This window comes from Dissulfurimicrobium hydrothermale (assembly GCF_022026155.1).
Lineage (GTDB): Bacteria > Desulfobacterota > Dissulfuribacteria > Dissulfuribacterales > Sh68 > Dissulfurimicrobium > Dissulfurimicrobium hydrothermale.
The window spans coordinates 1,907,596-1,927,578 of record NZ_CP085041.1 but is presented as its reverse complement, the minus strand read 5'-3'; the positions used below and the strand labels follow the sequence as shown (position 1 = coordinate 1,927,578).

Genomic DNA, 19,983 nt, shown 5'->3' with positions numbered 1-19,983 from the left:
TAAAAATATAAAATATAGTTGCGACATTCCTCCCATAAGGGCAGGGTAAGAATGGAGGACCTCCCATCAAATGGAGGACATCAAAGAGCTTCTCAGGCTTTGCGGCATTGAACATGGCTATTGGGATATCTGGGGCAAATGGCATGTTGCACAGGACGAGGCCGTGATGAATATCCTCCATGGTATGGGGGTATTGGACGGCGATGGCTATGAGGCCGCATTGTCGAGGCTCAAAGAGGACCTGTGGTTGAGGGTGCTTGAGCCGGTCAGGGTGGTATCGTTTGGCTCTCCTGTCGAGATATTGTTGACATTGCCGCATGAAAAGGATGGTTTCAGGTTCGAATGGGCGGTTTTGGAAGAGGCTGGGGTATCGCATGCCGGGGCGTTTAGGCCATCCGATCTCCAGGTCAAGGGATCGCATGAGATCAATGGCAGGCGCATCTTCCGTTATTCCCTTATGCTGCCTGTATCAATGCCCATGGGCTATCACCGCTTTTTGCTGTTTTCCGATGAAGAGCCAGGCGGTTTATCCATGTCTCTTATCGTGTGCCCCAAGAGGTGCTATGTTCCGGATGGGCTTTTCAGAGACGGCAGGACCTGGGGTCCGACCGTCGGGCTGTATGCCCTGCGTTCAAGGCGTAATTGGGGCATTGGAGACTTTGGAGACCTGAAGACGGTTATTGAGCGTTTTTCAGCTTTCAGTGCAGGGATTGTGGGTACAAATCCGCTGTGCGCCCTTTCCCCCTGCGATCCGTCGCACATAAGTCCTTACAGCCCGTCGAGCCGCCTTTTTTTGAATTATCTCAACATTGATATAGAGGCAGTGCCCGATTTTGCTGAATGCGAAGAGGCGAAGGCTTTGGCCGGGGGGCAGGCCTTTCAGGCCAGGCTTTCACATCTAAGAGAGGGCGGATTTGTGGACTATGAGGGGGTGGCGGGCCTGAAATTGGAGGTGCTTGAGGTGCTTTTTAGGCACTTTAAGAGAAATCACCTAGTAAACAACAGTCAGAGGGCCAAGGAGTTTTTGACGTTTAAAAAAGAAGGTGGCAAGGCGCTTAAATTATACAGTACATTTAATGCCATCAGCGAGTATTTCAAGGGACGGGACTCAGCGATCTGGGGCTGGCCGGTTTGGCCGGAGGCATATCAAGATCCAGATTCAGTCGAGGTTACAGACTTTGCATCAAAAAGAGGGGATCGTGTAGATTTTTATTGCTATCTGGAGTGGCAGGCCGAGAGGCAGCTTGCCGCTATTGGGCAACGCTCGTTCGAGCTTGGGCTCAAGGTCGGACTCTATTTGGACCTGCCGGTAGGCGTCGACAGAACAGGCTTTGATGTCTGGTACCACAAGGGACTTTTTGCACTGAATGCAGGCATTGGGGCCCCGCCTGATGCTTTCAATCCCAATGGCCAAGACTGGGGCCTGCCGCCTATAATCCCTATCAGGCTCAAGGAGTCTGCTTACTTGCCGTTTATCAAGATGCTCCGTAGGAACATGTGCCATAATGGCGCCCTTCGGATCGATCATGTAATGGGTCTTATGCGCCTCTTTTGGGTGCCTTGCAGTATGAAGCCTGACAAAGGGGTGTATGTGAGGTATCCATTTGAAGACCTCCTTGGGGTCCTTGCACTTGAGAGCCATAGAAACAGGTGTATGGTCATAGGAGAGGATCTTGGAACCGTACCTGATGAGGTGCGTTCAGGGCTTGGGGAGGCCGACGTATTCTCCACCAGGGTCTTTTATTTTGAAACCAAGGAAGACGGCTCTTTCAGGCCGCCTGCCGAATATCCGACCAATGCCCTGGTTTCGGTGACCACACATGATCTTCCGACCCTCTACGGCTTTTGGCAGGGGCGAGATGTGGAGATCAGAGACAGGCTTAATCTCTTTCCGACGAAAGAGATTAAGGGGCGTGAGATCACCTGGCGAGACAGGGCCAAGGCTTGGCTTTTTGAGGCGCTCAAAAAAGAAGGCCTTGTATCCAATGATATGTTGCGAGGCCATGAGATCGATGACAAGACCGGTCTGCCAAAAAAAATGACGCCACAGCTGGTCTTTGCAGTATATAGCTATCTTGTTAGATGCCGTTCGAAGATACTTGCGGTTCAGATGGAAGACCTGACTGGCGAGCTGGATCAGGCGAATCTGCCTGGCACGGTGAATGAGTATCCGAACTGGAAGAGGAGACTTTCAAAAGATCTTGAGGCCGTATTCGAAGATAAAGACGTCTTGCCCCTTCTTGAATGGCTTAGGCGTTCTTTTCAGTAGCCGCTCATACATTCATTTGGCCTTTGCGACCCGCTGAAGCAACACATGCAAGTACATCCAATGAAGATAGCAGATATTGACAAGACGGCCATTATTTATCAGGGAAGGGAGATCTCGTTTCCCTGGCTTCACGCCTGGATCAAGGCCTTTTCAGATCTCATTCCTGTTGGACATGGGGACAGGGTGGCTATTTTTTCCGAAAACAGGCCTGAATGGATATGTGCTGTCTATGCAGCTTGGCAAAGGGGTGCTGCGGTTGTCCCGATAGATGCCCTTTCATCTCCAACCGATATAGTGCATGTGTTCAACGATTCCATGCCGAAGGCGATCTTTACATCAAAGGTGCTTGAAAAGGTCCTGTTGGATGCCGTTTCTTCAGGTGCGAGACCCGGACATATCTTCGTATTCGAGGATTTGTCCAGCTTGGTTGTACATGGCGGGAGATTCAGCTCGGCCCTTTCGGACGACGATGCGGCCTTGATCCCATACACATCAGGGACTACGGGAAGACCAAAGGGTGTGGTGCTAACGCAAAGAAATCTCCTCTCAAACATAGAAGGCATCATAAGTACAGGGATCGCCTCAAGGGATGACCGACTGCTCTCGATCCTGCCATTTCATCATACATATCCTATAATGACGACTGTCCTGACCCCCCTCTTTCTCGGCGCCACTATCGTGATGGTGGACAAGCCGTCTTCGGATGAGATCATTACGGCCTGCAGGACCTATAAGGTTACCATATTTGTAGGGGTCCCCAGGGTCTTCGAGCTCTTTTATCGGTCGATAATGGGCCGCGTACGCAAAAATCCCATCCTTTTCATGTTTTTTATGTTGTCGAGATCCCTTGATCGGCTGGCTATATCCCGTTTCATATTCAGACGGCTTCGCGTTCGTCTGGGAGGTGCACTGAGGTATCTTGTAAGCGGCGGGGCAAGGCTCTCACCGCAGATTGCAAGAGATTTCGCTGCCCTTGGTCTCCCTGTGGTTGAGGGCTACGGGCTCACGGAGACCTCTCCCATCATCTCTTTCAATTTGCCCCGTGTCATTAAAATAGGTTCGGTAGGTAGGCCTCTCCCAGGAGTCGAAGTGAAGATCGAAGGGGGCGAGATTGCAGTAAGGGGCCCCAATGTAATGAAGGGCTATCTGAATCTGCCTGATAGGACTAGAGACGCCATAAGGGACGGTTGGTTCTATACCGGCGATCTAGGCGCACTGGACCAGGACGGTTATCTATATATCACGGGCAGAAAAAAGGACATGATCGTCCTTTCGAATGGCAAGAACATCAATCCCGAGGAGATAGAGGGTATGGTGCTTGCTACAGCGGCCTGTGTGAAGGAGGCGGCCGTTATGGAGAAAAATGGCAGACTTTTTTGTCTCGTGCGCCCTGATCTTGAGGCCTTAAAGGCAGCTAACATTAGCAATATAAACGAGTTCATTAAATGGAAGGTTATAGATGAATACAACAGGTCTGTCCCTGATTACAAGAAGATATCAGGTTTTGATGTGGTTTCATCTGAATTTCCCAAGACAAGGCTTGGGAAGATAAAGAGGCATCTGCTTGGTTCGGTTGTTACGGCGGCGAAGAGGTCTGAGAGAAGGTCAAAAGGTCCCTCTGATGAGGTATTCACTGCCTTGAGTGCATATCTCAAGGAAGTTTCCGGCAAGGAGGTCTTCCTGGAAGACCACCTTGAGATGGATCTCGGCCTTGATTCCCTTGGCAAGATTGAGCTTTTGAGCTTCATTGAAAAGACCTTCGGGATGTCTGTGACGGAAGATGAGCTCTCGCACCTCCTCCTTGTTAAGGATCTTTATGTCTATATAAAACAGGATGCTGTAAGGGTTGAAAGGGGTGAGGTCGGCTGGCGGGATGTCCTTGGTGCCGATGGGGTGGTCGATATAGATATATATGAAGGCGATTTGTCTATCCTGACCTTGAAGGCTGTATTATCCCTTACGGCCAGACCGTATTTCCGCTTCAAGGTCAGTGGCGCCGATGTCCTACCAGCGCGGCCTTTTATCCTTGCCCCCAACCATCAGAGCCTCCTTGACGGCTTTTTGATAATAGCGGCCCTTCCGTCGTACGCCCTGAGAGACAGTTATTTTATAGCCACAGAGGAATATTTTAGGTCGCCGCTTAGGCGAGCTATAGCCCCAAGGATGCATGTGATCCCGTTCGATTTGAACAGAAACCTTGCATCAGCCCTGAAAAAGGCCGCCGTCCTCCTTAGAAGGGGCAAGTCAATAGTAATCTTTCCTGAGGGTGCGCGTACAAGGGACGGAGGGCTTTTGCCTTTTAAAAAGGCCTTTGCCATCTTGAGCAAGGAGATCGGTGTCCCTGTGGTTCCGGTTGCGATAGACGGTGCATTCAGGGCCTTTCCATTAGGAAGCCTTATCCCAAGACCTTATGAGATACATTTGAAATTCTTGCCACCTGTCTTTCCGAACGGGATGGATTATGACGAGATCGTCGGTATAGTGAAGAGGTCAATAGAAGGTGCTATGAAAAAGGGCGTCGTGCTGTAAGTCTTTATCGTCGGTTTTTTTATTTTTTTATTCATCCTTTCTAAAAAATCTACTTCGGGGTATCATAGTTACGGTTTAATGAATTGTTTTGCATGTCGGTGGTTTATTTGTTTAAGGGAAATTTTATGTTGGTTAAAGTCATTTTCTCGGCGTTATTATTGATGGCGATAGGCGGGTGCGCTATCGTCGCCCCATCGAGTACTATTCAGCTTGGGCCGCTCAAGCAGATTTCGCTTCCCATTAAAGAGGCCCTGGAGCGTCAGACGAGGCTTCCAGCGGCCATGAGCGCAAATGCGCTGGTTCAATTTACCTTGAAGGGCAAGGCCCAGCCAAGGGTCACGGGTATAATAAACTGGGAGCGCGCAGAGAACGGCCTGAAACTCAGGGCGACAGGTCTTGGGGCTATGGGTGTTACTGTCTTTGACTGTCTGCTCACAGACGATTGGCTTTACCTCTACATACCATCCCATGGCGTCATCTATACGGCGGATCTTGGTGATGAGGCATTGCTGCCGGATGGCCGCATGTTAAATGGTATCGCCGATGAGGCTATGCTGGTCCTCGCCCCATGGTCAGCATACGGCATGGGTGGTGACAAAGATGTCTCGGAGTGTCCTGCAGGGCAGTGGGAAGGGTCATCAGTTCGGCCACTGTGCATAGGGTTTGTGGAAGACGGGCGGCGGGGCGTGGTAGGTCTTGACCCAAAGACCCTGGCCCCGCTTTATCTAAGGCTTGAAGGCCTCGATGTACGCTACAGTGCCCCTGACGGACTGCCTGACGGTTCGCCGTACCCTACAGGTTTTCATCTTGAGATGGCGGGTTTGGGGTTGAAGATCGATGTCGATCTTAAGAAGATCCTGCCCCGACGGCCCGATGTCTCTTTGTTTGACCCAGCGCCGTTTTGCCAGGGGAGGATATTGCCACTCTCTGTGCTGATTGACAGGATAAAAAACAGCTAAAACCCTATCGCTCTTTTTAACTCTTCAATGCCGATCTTCTCCATCAGCCTGTCCATCCTTGATTTTATCTTTACATGCCTTGAGAACATCGCGGCAAGCCTCTTTATTATCTCGCCCGCCTCTTCAGGCGACGAGATCCTGCCCACCTCGCATCCCTCCTTGGGTCTGCTCCCGCCATGGCCTCCGAGCATGACCACAAAGCCGCTCTTTCTGCCTGAAAAACCTATATCCACCATATTCGCCCATGAGCAGCAGGCCGGACAACCAGCCACCGCCACCTTCAATTTCGGCGGGATAGGGATCCTGGCAAGCTCTTTGTAGATATACTCCCCAAACGGAAAGGTCTTCTGCAGTGCAAGCTTGCAATATGGTTTACCTACGCACACCCTTGGCTGGGAGATATCCCTGGCCTTCCTTACGCCAGCCCCGCCTTCTTCCAGGAGCTCTATTGCCCTCCGGCCTGTCTTTTGGTCAAGCCCCAGGAGCATGATCTTCTGAGCAGTGGTGATGTGGACGGTTATCCCCAACTCTTTTACGACCCTTGATAATGTATCGATGACCTCAGGGGTTATAATCCCGTTTGGGCATTCAATAGTAAGGGCGTAGGAGCCGTCTCCTTGAATTACAAGACCTGGTATTGGGATTGTATTATCCATCAGACACCTCCTTCGTCGTTTTTTCTTATTTGATATCTTTCCACCGCCTTGTCGTGTTCGGCGAGGGTTTTTGAAAAATAGTGTGTGTTATCGTTTTTCGACACAAAATATAAAAAATCCGTCTTCTCAGGATAAAGGACTGCCTTTATGGAATCGAGACCCGGGTTTGCAATCGGGCCAGGCGGTAGGCCGTCTATGCAATATGTGTTATATGGCGTCTTAGTATGCAGGTCTTTTTTGGTAAGCCTTGTCGGCAGGCTTGGCCCTTTTCCAGTCCCTGATTCGGACTCCAGTTTGTCCAAGATACCGTAGTAAACGGTTGGGTCGCACTGCAGCGGCATGCCTTTCTTGATCCTGTTCCAAAAGACACTTGCGATTATTGGGCGCTCGGAGGGTATTGCAGCCTCCTTTTCCACCATCGAGGCCAAGATCAAGACCTCTTTCATGGTGACTCCAAGCGCATTGGCCCTTTCTTGGAGGCCATGTTTCCGCCAGACATCTTTCAGTCTCTCTACCATTGTGGCGATGATTTTCTGAGGAGGGGTATCTTTAGTGAAGAAATATGTATCGGGGAAGAGATAGCCTTCAGCCGTCCGGCCGTCGATGCCGAGTCTCTTGAGGAGGGCCTGATCTTTGGCGGCGTCAAGAAAACGATTTCTGGGCATGATCCCGGCGTTCTCGATGAGTCCGGCTATGTCATAGATATTGAATCCCTCGGGTATGGTCACGACATGTTTGAGCACCTTCCCGTTTACCAGGTAGTCTAGGATGTCATCCGGGCTTTGGGCCGGAGAAAGCTGGTATTCGCCGGCCTGGAGCCTGCCGCTCATGCCTTTTATCCAAGCAAGAATGGTGAAGCCCGTCTTCGACCTAATCAATCCCTCGCTTTCAAGTAGGTTGGCCACCTCTGAGAACTTCATGCCAGGCGTTATGTTGATGATTTTTGACGGGGCGGCTGTATTTTTAGGTGTCATCCAGTAGTTCCAGGTGTTCCATGCCTCATAACTCCCTAGAAATACGACATAGAAAAGTAGGAGCCACCAGAGGTCTTTTAAAAGACGCATCAGCAGATGTCTCCATCTAGTGTCCCGGAATATACAAGCACAGCCTCGCCTTCCAGGAATACATCCCTTGCCTCTCCACCGTTCAGATCGAAATAGACCTTCAGGACCTCTCCACTTCTTGTTTTAACCCTTAAGGGTGGGGCAAGCCCGATTTTGACCGCCGCTATAATGGCCCCTGCCACTGAGCCGGTACCGCATGCAAGCGTTTCACCTTCTACGCCGCGTTCGTAGGTGCGGATAAGGACATCCCGGCCTTCAAGCTTGATGAAGTCTACATTTGCACCTGCGGGTTTAAAGCGTTCATGAAATCTTATCGCCCTTCCAAGTCCTACAACGTCGCATCTTTTGAGGTCGTCCACCAAAACCACTGCATGCGGCACGCCTGTATTTATGAAGTGTGTTGTGACTCGGTCGTCTTTCACATCAATGGATATGTTCAGTTCCATGTCGGCTGGGGCTGGAAGTTCAAGCTTTACCTTCGCACCTTTCACCTCGGCATGGATCAGCCCGGCCCCTGTCTCAAATTTTAATTTCGGTCCGGCGATCCCTGTAAGAACTGCAAACCTTGCAGCGCATCTGCCGCCGTTTCCGCACATCTCAGCCTCGCTTCCATCAGCGTTGAAGAAGCGCCATCTAAAATCAGCCGTTTCTGACCCCTCGATAAGGATAAGGCCATCCGCCCCGATTGAGAATCTACGACGGCATAGACGCCTAGCCAGATCATGGGCCGTATCTGCTTGAATGAGACTGGTTCTGTTGTCTATCAGGATGAAGTCATTGCCGCTTCCGTGCATCTTTTTGAATTTCAACGGTTCCATTGCGTTACCTCCAGGCCTCCCAGATCTCCTCGCCCCTTATGAGGTCTTCATAGGTCTCCCTTGTCCTTATGACCTTGAATCTGTCTCCGGCCACCAATACCTCAGCTGCCCTTGGCCTCGAGTTGTAGTTGGAGGACATGCTGAAGCCGTAGGCTCCGGCGCCCCTTACTGCAATGAGGTCGCCGTTTTTCATGGACGGCATCGGGCATCCCCTGGCCAGGAAGTCGCCTGTCTCGCATATAGGTCCAACGACGTCAGTCGGTTTGAGCAAGGCGGCCGTTCCGGCGGTCGGCCCGGTCACCGGCACGATCTCATGATATGCCTGATAGAGGCTCGGCCTTGCGAAGTCGTTCATGCCTGCGTCCACTATATAAAAACGTCTTTCCCCAGAGTCCTTTGTGTAGAGGAGCTTGGTGACCATGATCCCTGCATTTGCACATATGGCCCTGCCTGGTTCGAGTATCAAGGTCTGCGGGAGCGATGATATCTCTTGGATTACTGCGGCGAGATATTCCTCAGGTTCAGGCGGTGTTTCATCTTTGTATCTGACGCCGAGCCCGCCTCCCAAGTCAATGAATTTTAGCCTTATGCCTTCTGTCTCGAGCCCTTTTACGAGGCTACCTATCTTTTCGGCCGCAGCTTTAAAGGGACCAGTCTCTGTGATCTGTGAGCCGATATGGCAGCTTACGCCGATCGTTTCGAGCCAGTCCATCCCAGAGGCAAGCCGATATGCCTCAACGGCTTCTTGAACCGGCAGTCCGAACTTGTTTTTCTTGAGGCCCGTCGAGATGTAAGGGTGCGTCTTTGGATCGATATCCGGATTTACACGGAATGATATGCCAGCCCGCTTTCCCATCCTTGCCGCCGTCTCGCCGATTGTGTAGAGTTCGTCTAATGACTCCACATTAAACATCAAGATGCCGGCCTTGAGGGCGTATTCGATCTCCCGTCTGGTCTTGCCTACGCCTGAGTAGGTTATCCTGTCGGCGGGTATTCCGGCCTTCAACGCCCTGAAGAGCTCCCCACCTGAGACTATGTCGGCACCAGCGCCGAGACGGCCAAGGATGTTTAACACAGCTATGTTGCTGTTTGCCTTGACGGCGAAACAGATGATGTGGTTGCGGTGGACAAGGGCCTTTTCAAAGGCCTTGAAGTGTCTCTCCAGTGTGGCCGTGCTATATATGTAAAGCGGAGTGCCTGCCTCTTCGGCTATTTTCTTTACCGGTATATCTTCACAATAAAGTTCGCCGTTTTTGAAAACAAAGTGATCCATATAGCTACCTTTCAGTCGGAATCAATATATCTCGACACTTGCCGGTTTCGACGGGCGACTTTCGTTGGGGGGGTGCGCCCGATCAACGGCCGTAACCCAGTATTCGTAGATACCAGGTGACAGCCGCGTAAAGTCGATGAACTTGGGGATTGGGATCGGTGAATGGTTCAATTTGTCGATAAGGCCGTTTTTGTTGCGGCGGTAAACTATATAGCCCGCAAGGTCAGGCTCGGAGTTTTCCTGCCACAACAATTCGACGCCTCCTTCACCGCCGCTTCCTGCCAAGGCCTTCCTGTAGACCGCCACCAGGCCTTCAGGGGGCTTAGGTGGTGTCAGGTCAATTGGCTGGGCGGTTATTTCACGGCTGCGCCGGCCTTCGATCTCCGTGCCGTGATAGATGAGGACGGAGGATATGGAATATTTATATGTTACACCTTTTTTCACGGATGTATCAAAAAAGCCTGTTGAGTCAACCGGAGGGCCGATCGCCTTCCATTGCCCTTCAACTGCCTCTGCCTTGTATATCTTATACGAGATCTTTTTATCTATTGGGCTTCCATCCGCCCATGTTCCAGGTGGAACCCATGATAGATATATGCCATCAGCCGAAGGTTGTGCCGAAATCTGTGAAGGCGGCGATGCAGGGACATGCCATGCAAAGGATATCCTGTTTGACGGGTCACTTATGTTGAGCCAGCCCTTGACTGTGCGCACTTCATAAATATACCTCATTCCCTGGTGCAGCGTGCGGTCGTCGTAATACATCTTTCTCGCCTCTTCTGGATGGGCCTCAAACGGTATCTCTATGGGTGGTCCAAATCTTGGGGGACATCCGTCGCAGGTCTCATTCACAGACGCCTCTGCCTTATAGATCTCAAAACCCTTGATGCGTTCTATAGGGCTTCCGTCCAGGTTTCTGATCGGGACGGTCCAGGACAGTTCGGCGCCTTCAGGTGTTATCGTGTATGAGAGGTCTTTTATCGCGACCGGACGGATAGTGCCTGGGGGGACAGGCGCCCCCTTTCTTCCGCAGCCCGAGAGCATAATCAAGCCGCATAGGGCGGCGAGGAAAGCAAGGTAGTTTTTACAAGATCGTTTCATTGCTTATTAAATCCATTCAGTTCTATCTCGGCCCGCCTCACGGCCTCGGCCACTGTCTCGGGCGCCGTGCCGCCAATAGAGCACCTGGACCTTAGAGAACCTTCGACCGTCAGGACATCATACACATCTTCTTCGATGAGCGGCGAGAACGCCTTGAATTCGTCGAGACTGAGGTCTTTGATATCCCTGCCTGTCTCTATACACCTTGCAACTATCCTGCCGGCGACTTCATGGGCGCTTCTGAATGGAAGTTCTTTTTTTACAAGATAGTCAGCAAGATCGGTAGCAGTCAGAAATCCCTTTTCAAGAACCTTTCCTATGTGTTCTTTCTTAGGCTCAAGTCTGGAGATGATGGCTGTCATCATTTCTAAAGATGCACTTACTGTGTCGATTGCATCGAACAATGCCTCCTTGTCTTCTTGGAGGTCACGGTTGTAGGTCATGGGCAACGCCTTTATAAGTGTCAGCATGGCCATCAGGCAGCCGTATACCCTGCCGGTCTTTCCCCTGATGAGTTCCGGTACGTCAGGATTTTTTTTCTGCGGCATTATGCTCGATCCTGTGCAAAATGCATCAGGGAGTTCTATAAAGCCGAATTCAACCGTTGACCACAGGATAAGCTCCTCGGAAAGCCTGCTCAAGTGGGCCATGATAATGGAGAGTGCGGCCAGGAATTCCACCGCGAAATCCCTGTCAGCTACGGCATCCATACTATTTGCAGAGATGTCATCAAAGCCTAGTTCATTTGCGGTAAATTCCCTGTCTATGGGAAGGCCGGTGCCTGCGAGCGCGGCGCTTCCAAGTGGACAGATATTGATACGCCGTCTGCAGTCAGCGAGTCTCTCCTTGTCCCTCTTGAACATCTCATAATATGCAAGCATGTGATGCGGCCAGAGTACAGGTTGCGCCCTCTGAAGGTGTGTATATCCAGGTATTATGAGTTCAGGGTGGCGCTTTGCCTGTGACAGCAGGGCAAGTTGCAGTCCATGAATAAGATCGCTTATTCTGTCTGTCTCATCCCTCAGATAAAGCCTTGTATCAGTTACCACCTGGTCGTTGCGGCTCCTGGCCGTATGGAGTTTTTTGCCCGCATCCCCGATCCGTTCCACGAGGGCTTGTTCGATGTTCATGTGGACGTCTTCCAGCGCCTCCTGCCAGACGAACTTCCCGGCCTCGATATCATGCTGTATCTCGTCTAGGCCGCGGACGATCGCCATGCCCTCTTCGGGGCTTATGATACCCTGTTTCACCAACATAGTGGCATGTGCCTTGCTGCCAGCTATGTCTTGTCTGTAGAGCCTTTTGTCAAAATGGATCGAGGCTGTAAAACGCTCAACCAGCTTGTCTGTATCCTCGGCGAATCTCCCGCCCCATGGTTTCTTTACGGTTTTTTTGTCGTTATTCATAGCCATTGCATATTTTTTATTTATCATTTGGCCGAACAGTGCAATATGCGGGCAGTTCCCGCCGGCACACATACATTTATTTATGATGGCGATCTCATCCGATAAGGGCCTTTAAACCCCATGGCCGGAGCCCTATCGTCTTCAGGCCGATGACCAGCTCGGTGAGTAGTTCCGGCATCAGTCCGGCCATGTCGTGCCGCCCGCCCCCCTGTCCGGCGGTCAGGTAGGAAGGTATGAGGATTATGTCGCCCGATCTCACCTTGAGTAGTAGCCTGGATATCGCGCCCGAGATCGACTTTGCCGGATCTTGCCTGGCTTGCATGCCTGCCGCATATGGGCGGAGGGGCATGATTTTAAGGGTGAGCGAAGGGTTTACTACAATAAGTCCAAGTTCGTGCGCTACACGCATCAGGCGCAGGTCTTTAAAGCCATAGGGCGGCATGAAGTATCTCGCACCTTTGTCTTGGAATTCTCTTACAAGGAATTGGGTTGATCTGAGTGAGCGCCTTATATCCTGTTCCTTTTTGAATATGAGAGGTCTGTAGTCCTCGCCGTGTATGCCTATTTCAAACGCCTGAATATGGTCCATTGCCCACGGAAGGCTCCTGGCCTTTTTGCCTTCAATGAAAAATGCAGCCGGGATGGATAATTCATGCAGTCTTTTGCAGACAGCGGCTGTGGCCTGATTTGGGCCCTGATCGAACACGATCCCAACCGCATTGGTCGTCCTCGGCCCGTGGGTTATCACCCTGCCAAAAAATTCGGCCTTTGGGCAAAAAATCTCATACGCTGCACCAGCGGCCGCCCCCGTTCCGGCCAGGACGGCTAGTCCTTTTATTATCTTAGATCTATTTAAGCCCATTTTGCATCCTTATTAGCTCTTCATATTGCAACGCATAAATTAAACAGATTTATTTCCTACGCTCAACCACAAACCTTGCAAGCCTTTTCAATATCCCGGCTGTTTCCGATGATCCGAATATATCGAGGCCGTTGCAACCTATCCTTATGAGTTCTTCGGCTTTGTCTTTCGTGTATTTGAAGGCACCCTTGGTCTCGAGAAGGTCTTTTATCCATGCAAGCTCCTCAGGAGAATGTTTATCCTTTTTCAATATCAAAAATATCTCACTCTTTTCTTTGGGAGAGGCTATGCTGAGCCCGTAAACCAGGGGCAGCGTGAGCTTTCCTTCGGCAAGATCTGCGCCGACGGCCTTTCCGAATTCTTTTGTGTCAGCGGTATAGTCCAAGAGGTCGTCTATCATTTGAAATGCCTTGCCCAGACAAAGGCCGTAGTTGGAAAGGGCATTGACCCTGGTGTCATCCGCCCCGGCAAAGAGCGCACCGATCTTGCATGACATCGAGATCAGTGCAGCCGTCTTTCTGTATATAATATCCATATAGGTCTGTTCATCAAAAAAGTCCGGGTTCTTTGAATGCAGGAGTTGCATGACCTCGCCTTCGGACATAAGGGCCACGGTCTCGGCGGTGACCCTTGCTATGCGGATGTCTTCGAAGCGTGTGGCCAGCTCTATGGCCCTTGCATATAGAAAATCCCCTGCAAGGACCGTAGCCTTGTTTCCCCAGATAGTATATGCAGGCGGTTTGCCTCGCCTTAATTTCCCGTCATCGACTACATCATCATGCAAGAGGCTTGCCGCATGTAGATATTCAGGGACCAGTGCAAGATCATAGGCTTCATCTATCTCCTCCCTTCCGCATAGTATGGCTGAAAGCACTGTCAGCAGCGGCCTGACCTTCTTGCCGCCGGCAAAGAGTATGTGCCCTGTTATTTCATTTATAAATGGCATGTGTGAGGCAAAGCAGCTAGACATCCGGCTGTCAAGGCGCTCAAAATACGGTTTTAACTGTTCAAGTATATCGGTTTCCATGACTTTATTTTTTAATTGTTTGGTAGGTGCGCAGTTTTCAATCATTAAGGAAATAACATATAAAACCAGTAAGGGCTACATGTAATAGTCTGTGGATTATTGAATTTTGAAACTTTATAGGCTTTAATGAGGTCTAAGACCCTGGAAGGTCTGATTGAGACTGGTGTCTTTTGGATCGTATGGGCAAAGGCTGGACAGTCTGTCTCAGGAGGGGTAAACAGTGAAGATCACGCGCCTTGAGGTCGAGCATATTGCTAATTTGGCATGTTTAAGTTTTGATCAAGATGAGATTGAGGGATTTACTGTACAGCTGAACGAGATACTTGAATATGTAGCGAAGCTTGGCGAATTGGATACAGGCGGCGTATCCCCTTTGGCCCATTCCCTTGATTGTGTTAATCGCTTCAGAGATGATGTGGAGATGCCCTCGCTCTCTGTCGAAGATGCACTGAAAAATGCCCCTCAGAAGGAAGACGGCGCCTTTGCTGTCCCGAAAATCATTTGATCAGGACCATCTTTAAGAATGGAGAATGAGAGGCATGCCGGATCTTATAGACTTAACTATTAAAGAATTAGGTGAGTTGTACGCCAAGGGCGAGATAAGCCCTGTCGAGGTGACAAAGGCATATCTAGACAGGATTGATCAGGTTGATCCCAAGATAAGGGCCTATATAACCGTCACCCATGAGCTCGCATTGAATCAGGCGAAGGATGCGCAGAGACGTCTTGATAAGGGCGAGGATATCACACCCCTTACCGGCGTCCCGCTCGGCATAAAAGATCTCATCTGTACAAAGGGTATTAAGACGACCTGTGCCTCGCGTATGCTTGAAGGCTTCATCCCACCTTATGATGCGACAGCGATCGAGAGGTTAAACAGGGCGGGGGCTGTGATGTTGGGCAAACTCAACATGGACGAGTTCGCCATGGGATCTTCGACCGAGAACTCGGCCTTTCATCCTACTTATAACCCATGGGATCTTACCAGAGTACCTGGGGGATCAAGCGGCGGTTCAGCGGCGGCTGTGGCCGCAAGGCTCTGTGCAGGCGCCTTAGGCTCCGATACTGGTGGTTCAATCCGTCAGCCATCTTCACATTGCGGCGTAGTTGGCCTTAAACCAACCTACGGCAGGGTTTCTAGATACGGGCTTGTTGCCTTTGCCTCTTCCCTTGACCAGATTGGTCCTATAACAAAAGATGTAACCGATGCAGCTATACTCCTTGGCGCCATTGCAGGAAATGATCCGATGGACTCCACCTCTTCCTCAAGGGATGTCCCTGATTATACAGCCGGACTTGGTAAGGGGATCAGCGGTTATACCATAGGTTTGCCGAGGGAATATCTAGTTGGCGGCCTTGATCCTGATGTCGAGGCGGTCGTCAGAAAGGCCATAGGGGCCCTTGAGGCCATGGGTTGCAAGATGGTCGAGGTAAGTCTCCCGCATACTGAATATGCCATTGCAACTTATTATATCATCGCCACTGCCGAGGCTGCATCTAACCTGTCGCGATATGATGGCGTGAAATATGGACTGCGCGCCTCCGGTTATCGGAACCTGTCTGAAATGTATAAGAAGACCCGTTCCGAGGGCTTTGGGCCCGAAGTCAAGCGCAGGATCATGCTCGGGACCTATGTCCTTTCCTCAGGTTATTACGATGCCTATTACAAAAAGGCATCCCAGGTCAGAAACTTGATAAAGCAGGATTTCGTTGAGGCGTTTAAAAGGTGCGATTGTCTTATAACACCTGTCGCTCCAACCCCTGCCTTCAGGCTTGGTGAGAAGACAGGGGATCCGCTTCAGATGTATTTAAGTGATGTATTTACAATAGCGACGAATCTAGCTGGCGTTCCGGGCATCTCAACGCCTTGCGGCTTCAGTAAAGATGGCCTTCCAATAGGTGTTCAGCTTATGGCCGATTCGTTTGAGGATGAGAAACTCCTTAGGGTGGCGTATAGTCTCGAGACCTTTGTCGGGAAGATATCTAGATGGCCTGAGGTTTGAGTGAGGTAGCAGATGCAGAGCATCCCCATATCCCTTGCCGCACCTGAAATGATACTTGCAAAGGCGGTCAAGACCGAAGACGGTAAGATATTGTGTGGGCCTGGGGTGGAATTGACCGCAGAGCTTATAAGTCGACTTTCAAAGAGCGGTGTGCATGTCGTCGTTGTAAAAGGCCATCCCGTCCAGATGCCGGGTGAAAAGTCCCTTGCAGAGATGATTAAGGAGCTTGAGGAGAGATTTGCAAAGGTAAAGGACGACCCGGTATTGCGGGCGCTTATGAGGCTTATCGCCGAACACATCATAGAAGAGGCAAAGACATAATGAATCTATGCGGAATCTCTGATTGCGGTCTGATGACGCATAGATATTGCCTGAAATTGGATTTTCTGCCTCGCAACGGTGTATAATCTGCTCATGGGAGGGATCCAAACAAGATGGATAAACAGGACCAGGGGCAAAAGAGACAGGATATAAGACATAGATTGAGATATATAAAATCGCTTCCGACTCTCCCGCCTATCGCCTCCATGCTGAATAAGATGGTCGAAGACGAAGAGATGACGGCCTCAAGGCTCGGTTCGGTCATAGAAAAAGATCAGGTCTTGACAAGTAAGCTCTTGAAGATGGTTAATTCGTCTTTTTTCGGCTTTCCGCAGAGGATCGGCGCGGTCTCGAACGCCATAGTGCTTTTGGGGTTTAACGTTATAAAGACCCTGATCGTGACCTCCTCCATCTTTGATGTAATGCAGTCTTCCGACGTAGGGCTTTGGGAGCATTCGCTCGGGTGTGCGACAGCCGCAGGCATTTTTGCCAAGAGGCATGGGCTGAAAAATCCCGAAGAAGTCTCGACGGCAGGGCTTATACATGACTTAGGCAAGGTGGTGATAAGGGCGGAATTTACAAAAGAATATGAAGAGATACAAAATATGGTTAAGGAGCGCGGCATCTCTATGAGGGAGGCCGAGCTTGAGTGTCTTGGAGTCGCCCACCCAGAGATAGGCGGATGGCTCATTAAGCAGTGGAATCTTCCTGATCGGCTGATCCTGCCTGTTATTTATCATCATAATCCGGAAGATGCCACTGACTTTAGAGATATTGCCGCCATAGTGCACTTTTCCGATATCCTAATCAGGGCTGTGGGTTTCGGCTCAGGCGGGGACAAATGGGTCCCGCCGCTCGACCACAAGGCCTGGGAGAGGATAAAGATGGGTAAGGGTGAGATGAAAGAGGTCTTGAATGAGCTCGATGAAAAAATAATTGAGCTTAAAGACTTCACCCTTCGGATGCAGCAGACCAAGGGGGGCGCTGGAGAATAAATTGGCACGCATAGCTGTCGTAGCCCCTGTTTTATTTAATAGGCAGGGAGAGCGCCTCTTTCTTGAGGCGAGGGGCCACGAATTTATGTTTGAGCAGGATGTCCAGGCGGCCGTAGAAGATATAGTAAACGACCCACCCGATCTCCTGATTATGCAGAAAGGATTGCCCAACGACCTTGACAAGACCGTAATCCAGGCCCTTAAAGACAGCCTTCAGCTCGCCCTTCTTCCGATCATTCTTTGTATATCCAGACAGGATCTGACCTCCGGCATGGATTGGGGTGAATATCGGGTAGACGACATCATCTTCACCGATGCAAGCCTTAGGGAAATAAATGCCAGGATAGGGCTTGCACTGGAGCGCACGAAGAGGGTGGCCGACAACAACCCGCTTACAAAGCTCCCCGGCAATTCATCCATATTGAGATATATACAAGAGGTGTTGGATGCAAGGTTGTCTGTTGCGATCAGTTATGTTGATATAGATAATTTTAAACCTTATAATGATCTTTATGGGTTTTCAAGGGGTGATGAGGTCATCAGGATGGTGGCCCGCATACTTGTAAATGCAGTTCGGGAGATGGCTGGCGCAAAGGGGTTCGTCGGGCATATAGGCGGTGATGATTTTGTATTTTCGACACCAATTGAGATCGTAAGGGACGTATGCGAGAAGATTATCGATGATTTTAGTGCCTTGATCCCCCTTTTTCTGGACGAAAAAGATATAGATGCCGGTTGTTTTGTGGGCATCGATCGCAGGGGCGAGAAGGTGACCTTCCCACTGACCAGTCTTTCAATAGCAGTGGTCAGATGTATGCCAGGGCGTTATAGCCACTATGGCGAGGTGGCTGAAACGGCCGCCCAGTTGAAGCACAAGGTAAAAGGCATGCCTGGCAGCGTTTATCTTATAGACAGGAGAGGGCAGAATAATGGGGATGAATAGGGCTGTTATGAGATTTTTTGCGATTGTCTGCATTGTCTTTGTGTTTTTTGGTCTGTATTCGGCGGAGGGCGCCACGGCTGAGGGGCGGTTGGCCGTGGTTACGAGCATATTCCCTGTCTCCGAGATGGTAAGGGCCGTTGGTGGAGATAGGGTGGATGTAAGACAGCTCCTTCCCCCCGGTTCCGATCCGCATTCCTGGGAGCCTAAAATCAGTGATATGCTGTGTCTTGAGCAGGCCGATCTGGTGGTGTTGATCGGGGCAGGGCTTGAGCCGTGGGCCGGAGGGATTGTAAATAAAGTCCGTAGCGGAGGAGGCGGCGTCCTGGTGCTGGCTGAGGGTTCAGACCTTAAGGGTTGGCGAGGGAGGACCAGCGAGGTTGAAGGACATGATCACCATGGTCATGGCTGGGCTGATCCACACATATGGCTTGATTTCAAATGGGATGCGGAGGCCACGATGAGGATCGCCAAAAAATTGGCCGACCTTGATCCTGCAGGCGCTGGTTTTTATGAAGAAAATGCCAGGAGATATGCAAAGGCCTTGGAGGCGCTGGATACTTCTTATCGACGGACGCTTTCTTCTTGCGAGCAAAAGACGCTTGTAGTGGCTGGGCACGCGGCATTCGGTTATCTGGCTGAGGCATATGGCTTGAGACAGGTGGCTCTGTACGGCATATCCCCTGATGCAAGCCCGAGCCCGAAGAAGATGGCCGATGTGATTGAACTTGTAAAAAAAGAGGGGGTTAAGGCCATTTTTTTTGACGATACGGTAAATGACAGTCTTGGAAAGGCCATCTCAAGAGAGACCGGGGCGCAGTGTTTTGTAATAACGCCTGGGGAGAGCCTTAAAAAAAATGACATAGTCGACAAGACCACATTTATAAAACTTATGTACAGAAACTTAGCAGCCCTTTCAAGAGGACTTGGATGTAAGGGGTCTGCCAAGATACCACCAGAGAAACAGTCCTAGGACAAAAAAGCCGATGCTAAGGATCTGGCCCATGGTCAGACTCCCCAGCAGCACAAAGCCAAGCTGTGGATCAGGCTCGCGGAACAGCTCTGCAACCGAGCGTACTATTGCATAGAGCATGAGGAAAAGGGCGAGCTTCCTTCCATGTGGCCAAGGCCTTTTACTCAGAGGCCAAAGGATGATGAAGAGAAGTATGCCTTCCAGAAAGGCCTCGTAGAGTTGCGATGGATGCCTTGGAATCGGGCCTCCTTGCGGGAATATCATGGCCCATGGTACATTGGTGGGCCTTCCATAGAGTTCGCCGTTTATGAAATTACCGATCCTGCCGAACCCCAATCCAATAGGGGCTGTTACAGCGAATCTGTCGGCCCACAGCCAGAAGTTTATCCTGTGTCGTATGCAATAGGCCCATCCAGCAGCCATGGCGCCGGCCGCGCCGCCGTGAAAAGACATGCCTCCATGCCATGTGGCCAGTATCTCAAAGGGGTGGTTTAGATAATAGGGCAGATTGTAAAAAAGGACATAGCCCAGCCTTCCCCCCACGATTACCCCTATCGCAAGCCAGAGGAAAAGCCCGTCTAAATGATTTAATTCCGCTTCCATGTCAAGGTCGAGGGATTGGTCACCGCCGCCTACACCGCTTGTCACCGCATGTCTTGTTATCTGTCTGCGTACAAGCGAGTATGAGGCGAGGAAGCCGATGAGATACATGAGTCCATACCAGCGGAGCGCAAATGGGCCCGCTTCTAAAATGACAGGGTCTATCTGTGGATAGGGGAGCATGGTA

At 50.7% G+C, this 19,983-nt stretch carries 18 protein-coding genes; 9 read left to right on the top strand and 9 right to left on the bottom strand.

What is annotated here, in order from left to right; genetic code table 11:
- Window positions 1–70 precede the first annotated feature (70 nt).
- The 3 genes from malQ (at window position 71) to LGS26_RS09150 (ending at window position 5,757) form a co-directional block, all read left to right on the top strand.
- Window positions 71–2,269 carry a 4-alpha-glucanotransferase gene (malQ, locus tag LGS26_RS09160; RefSeq protein ID WP_237888569.1) on the top strand — a complete coding sequence of 733 codons (2,199 nt, stop codon included), beginning with the start codon at window positions 71–73 and terminating at the stop codon, window positions 2,267–2,269.
- 45 nt (window positions 2,270–2,314) lie between these two features.
- The gene (locus LGS26_RS09155; RefSeq protein ID WP_237888568.1) at window positions 2,315–4,798 is read left to right on the top strand and encodes an AMP-binding protein; all 2,484 of its coding nucleotides are present in this window, start codon (window positions 2,315–2,317) and stop codon (window positions 4,796–4,798) included.
- A 125-nt stretch (window positions 4,799–4,923) separates the two neighbouring features.
- Window positions 4,924–5,757, top strand: coding sequence for a hypothetical protein (locus LGS26_RS09150; RefSeq protein ID WP_237888567.1), 834 nt, complete (start codon window positions 4,924–4,926; stop codon window positions 5,755–5,757).
- On the opposite strand, the gene LGS26_RS09145 is transcribed toward LGS26_RS09150, so the two are convergent.
- The 8 genes from LGS26_RS09145 to LGS26_RS09110 form a co-directional block, all read right to left on the bottom strand.
- Entirely contained in the window at window positions 5,754–6,413 is a 660-nt protein-coding gene (locus LGS26_RS09145; protein WP_237888566.1) for a nitrite/sulfite reductase domain-containing protein, read from the bottom strand. The genes LGS26_RS09150 and LGS26_RS09145 overlap by 4 nt on opposite strands.
- Window positions 6,413–7,477, bottom strand: coding sequence for an endolytic transglycosylase MltG (gene mltG, locus LGS26_RS09140; protein WP_237888565.1), 1,065 nt, complete (start codon window positions 7,475–7,477; stop codon window positions 6,413–6,415). Before mltG ends, LGS26_RS09145 begins: the two co-directional genes overlap by 1 nt.
- Window positions 7,477–8,295 carry a diaminopimelate epimerase gene (gene dapF, locus LGS26_RS09135; protein ID WP_237888564.1) on the bottom strand — a complete coding sequence of 273 codons (819 nt, stop codon included), beginning with the start codon at window positions 8,293–8,295 and terminating at the stop codon, window positions 7,477–7,479. Before dapF ends, mltG begins: the two co-directional genes overlap by 1 nt.
- A gap of 4 nt (window positions 8,296–8,299) precedes the next feature.
- On the bottom strand, window positions 8,300–9,568 hold the full coding sequence (lysA, locus tag LGS26_RS09130) for a diaminopimelate decarboxylase (protein ID WP_237888563.1): 1,269 nt from the start codon (window positions 9,566–9,568) through the stop codon (window positions 8,300–8,302).
- A 21-nt stretch (window positions 9,569–9,589) separates the two neighbouring features.
- On the bottom strand, window positions 9,590–10,669 hold the full coding sequence (locus tag LGS26_RS09125) for a hypothetical protein (protein ID WP_237888562.1): 1,080 nt from the start codon (window positions 10,667–10,669) through the stop codon (window positions 9,590–9,592).
- Window positions 10,666–12,075 (bottom strand): argininosuccinate lyase, encoded by a 1,410-nt coding sequence (gene argH / locus LGS26_RS09120; protein WP_237888561.1) that lies wholly within the window; start codon window positions 12,073–12,075, stop codon window positions 10,666–10,668. Before argH ends, LGS26_RS09125 begins: the two co-directional genes overlap by 4 nt.
- Window positions 12,076–12,169: 94 nt before the next feature.
- On the bottom strand, window positions 12,170–12,937 hold the full coding sequence (locus tag LGS26_RS09115) for a polysaccharide deacetylase family protein (RefSeq protein WP_237888560.1): 768 nt from the start codon (window positions 12,935–12,937) through the stop codon (window positions 12,170–12,172).
- 49 nt (window positions 12,938–12,986) lie between these two features.
- Complete coding sequence (locus LGS26_RS09110; protein WP_237888559.1) at window positions 12,987–13,964, bottom strand: polyprenyl synthetase family protein; 978 nt, start codon at window positions 13,962–13,964, stop codon at window positions 12,987–12,989.
- A 220-nt stretch (window positions 13,965–14,184) separates the two neighbouring features.
- On the opposite strand from LGS26_RS09110, the gene gatC reads away from it, so the two are divergent.
- From gatC to LGS26_RS09080, 6 genes are all read left to right on the top strand, one after another.
- Window positions 14,185–14,469 carry an Asp-tRNA(Asn)/Glu-tRNA(Gln) amidotransferase subunit GatC gene (gene gatC, locus LGS26_RS09105; protein ID WP_237888558.1) on the top strand — a complete coding sequence of 95 codons (285 nt, stop codon included), beginning with the start codon at window positions 14,185–14,187 and terminating at the stop codon, window positions 14,467–14,469.
- 34 nt (window positions 14,470–14,503) lie between these two features.
- Window positions 14,504–15,967 carry an Asp-tRNA(Asn)/Glu-tRNA(Gln) amidotransferase subunit GatA gene (gatA, locus tag LGS26_RS09100; protein ID WP_237888557.1) on the top strand — a complete coding sequence of 488 codons (1,464 nt, stop codon included), beginning with the start codon at window positions 14,504–14,506 and terminating at the stop codon, window positions 15,965–15,967.
- Window positions 15,968–15,979: 12 nt separating this feature from the next.
- Complete coding sequence (locus tag LGS26_RS09095) at window positions 15,980–16,288, top strand: hypothetical protein (protein ID WP_237888556.1); 309 nt, start codon at window positions 15,980–15,982, stop codon at window positions 16,286–16,288.
- Window positions 16,289–16,401: 113 nt separating this feature from the next.
- On the top strand, window positions 16,402–17,283 hold the full coding sequence (locus LGS26_RS09090; RefSeq protein WP_237888555.1) for an HDOD domain-containing protein: 882 nt from the start codon (window positions 16,402–16,404) through the stop codon (window positions 17,281–17,283).
- Between the two features lies 1 nt (window position 17,284).
- The gene (locus LGS26_RS09085; protein ID WP_237888554.1) at window positions 17,285–18,226 is read left to right on the top strand and encodes a GGDEF domain-containing protein; all 942 of its coding nucleotides are present in this window, start codon (window positions 17,285–17,287) and stop codon (window positions 18,224–18,226) included.
- Window positions 18,219–19,196, top strand: a complete 978-nt coding sequence (locus LGS26_RS09080; protein WP_237888553.1) for a metal ABC transporter substrate-binding protein — start codon at window positions 18,219–18,221, stop codon at window positions 19,194–19,196. The genes LGS26_RS09085 and LGS26_RS09080 overlap by 8 nt, the downstream gene beginning before the upstream one ends.
- Here the strand turns inward: LGS26_RS09080 and lgt are convergent.
- Window positions 19,140–19,979 (bottom strand): prolipoprotein diacylglyceryl transferase, encoded by an 840-nt coding sequence (lgt, locus tag LGS26_RS09075; RefSeq protein ID WP_237888552.1) that lies wholly within the window; start codon window positions 19,977–19,979, stop codon window positions 19,140–19,142. The genes LGS26_RS09080 and lgt overlap by 57 nt on opposite strands.
- Window positions 19,980–19,983: the final 4 nt, after the last annotated feature.

What these genes read in the sequence shown, in the direction of transcription:
- malQ (WP_237888569.1), top strand. Translation starts at nt 71, where the DNA reads ATGGAGGACATCAAAGAGCTTCTCAGGCTTTGCGGCATTGAACATGGC.
- LGS26_RS09155 (WP_237888568.1), top strand. Translation starts at nt 2,315, where the DNA reads ATGCAAGTACATCCAATGAAGATAGCAGATATTGACAAGACGGCCATT.
- LGS26_RS09150 (WP_237888567.1), top strand. Translation starts at nt 4,924, where the DNA reads ATGTTGGTTAAAGTCATTTTCTCGGCGTTATTATTGATGGCGATAGGC.
- LGS26_RS09145 (WP_237888566.1), bottom strand. Translation starts at nt 6,413, where the DNA reads ATGGATAATACAATCCCAATACCAGGTCTTGTAATTCAAGGAGACGGC.
- mltG (WP_237888565.1), bottom strand. Translation starts at nt 7,477, where the DNA reads ATGCGTCTTTTAAAAGACCTCTGGTGGCTCCTACTTTTCTATGTCGTA.
- dapF (WP_237888564.1), bottom strand. Translation starts at nt 8,295, where the DNA reads ATGGAACCGTTGAAATTCAAAAAGATGCACGGAAGCGGCAATGACTTC.
- lysA (WP_237888563.1), bottom strand. Translation starts at nt 9,568, where the DNA reads ATGGATCACTTTGTTTTCAAAAACGGCGAACTTTATTGTGAAGATATA.
- LGS26_RS09125 (WP_237888562.1), bottom strand. Translation starts at nt 10,669, where the DNA reads ATGAAACGATCTTGTAAAAACTACCTTGCTTTCCTCGCCGCCCTATGC.
- argH (WP_237888561.1), bottom strand. Translation starts at nt 12,075, where the DNA reads ATGAATAACGACAAAAAAACCGTAAAGAAACCATGGGGCGGGAGATTC.
- LGS26_RS09115 (WP_237888560.1), bottom strand. Translation starts at nt 12,937, where the DNA reads ATGGGCTTAAATAGATCTAAGATAATAAAAGGACTAGCCGTCCTGGCC.
- LGS26_RS09110 (WP_237888559.1), bottom strand. Translation starts at nt 13,964, where the DNA reads ATGGAAACCGATATACTTGAACAGTTAAAACCGTATTTTGAGCGCCTT.
- gatA (WP_237888557.1), top strand. Translation starts at nt 14,504, where the DNA reads ATGCCGGATCTTATAGACTTAACTATTAAAGAATTAGGTGAGTTGTAC.
- LGS26_RS09095 (WP_237888556.1), top strand. Translation starts at nt 15,980, where the DNA reads ATGCAGAGCATCCCCATATCCCTTGCCGCACCTGAAATGATACTTGCA.
- LGS26_RS09090 (WP_237888555.1), top strand. Translation starts at nt 16,402, where the DNA reads ATGGATAAACAGGACCAGGGGCAAAAGAGACAGGATATAAGACATAGA.
- LGS26_RS09080 (WP_237888553.1), top strand. Translation starts at nt 18,219, where the DNA reads ATGAATAGGGCTGTTATGAGATTTTTTGCGATTGTCTGCATTGTCTTT.
- lgt (WP_237888552.1), bottom strand. Translation starts at nt 19,979, where the DNA reads ATGCTCCCCTATCCACAGATAGACCCTGTCATTTTAGAAGCGGGCCCA.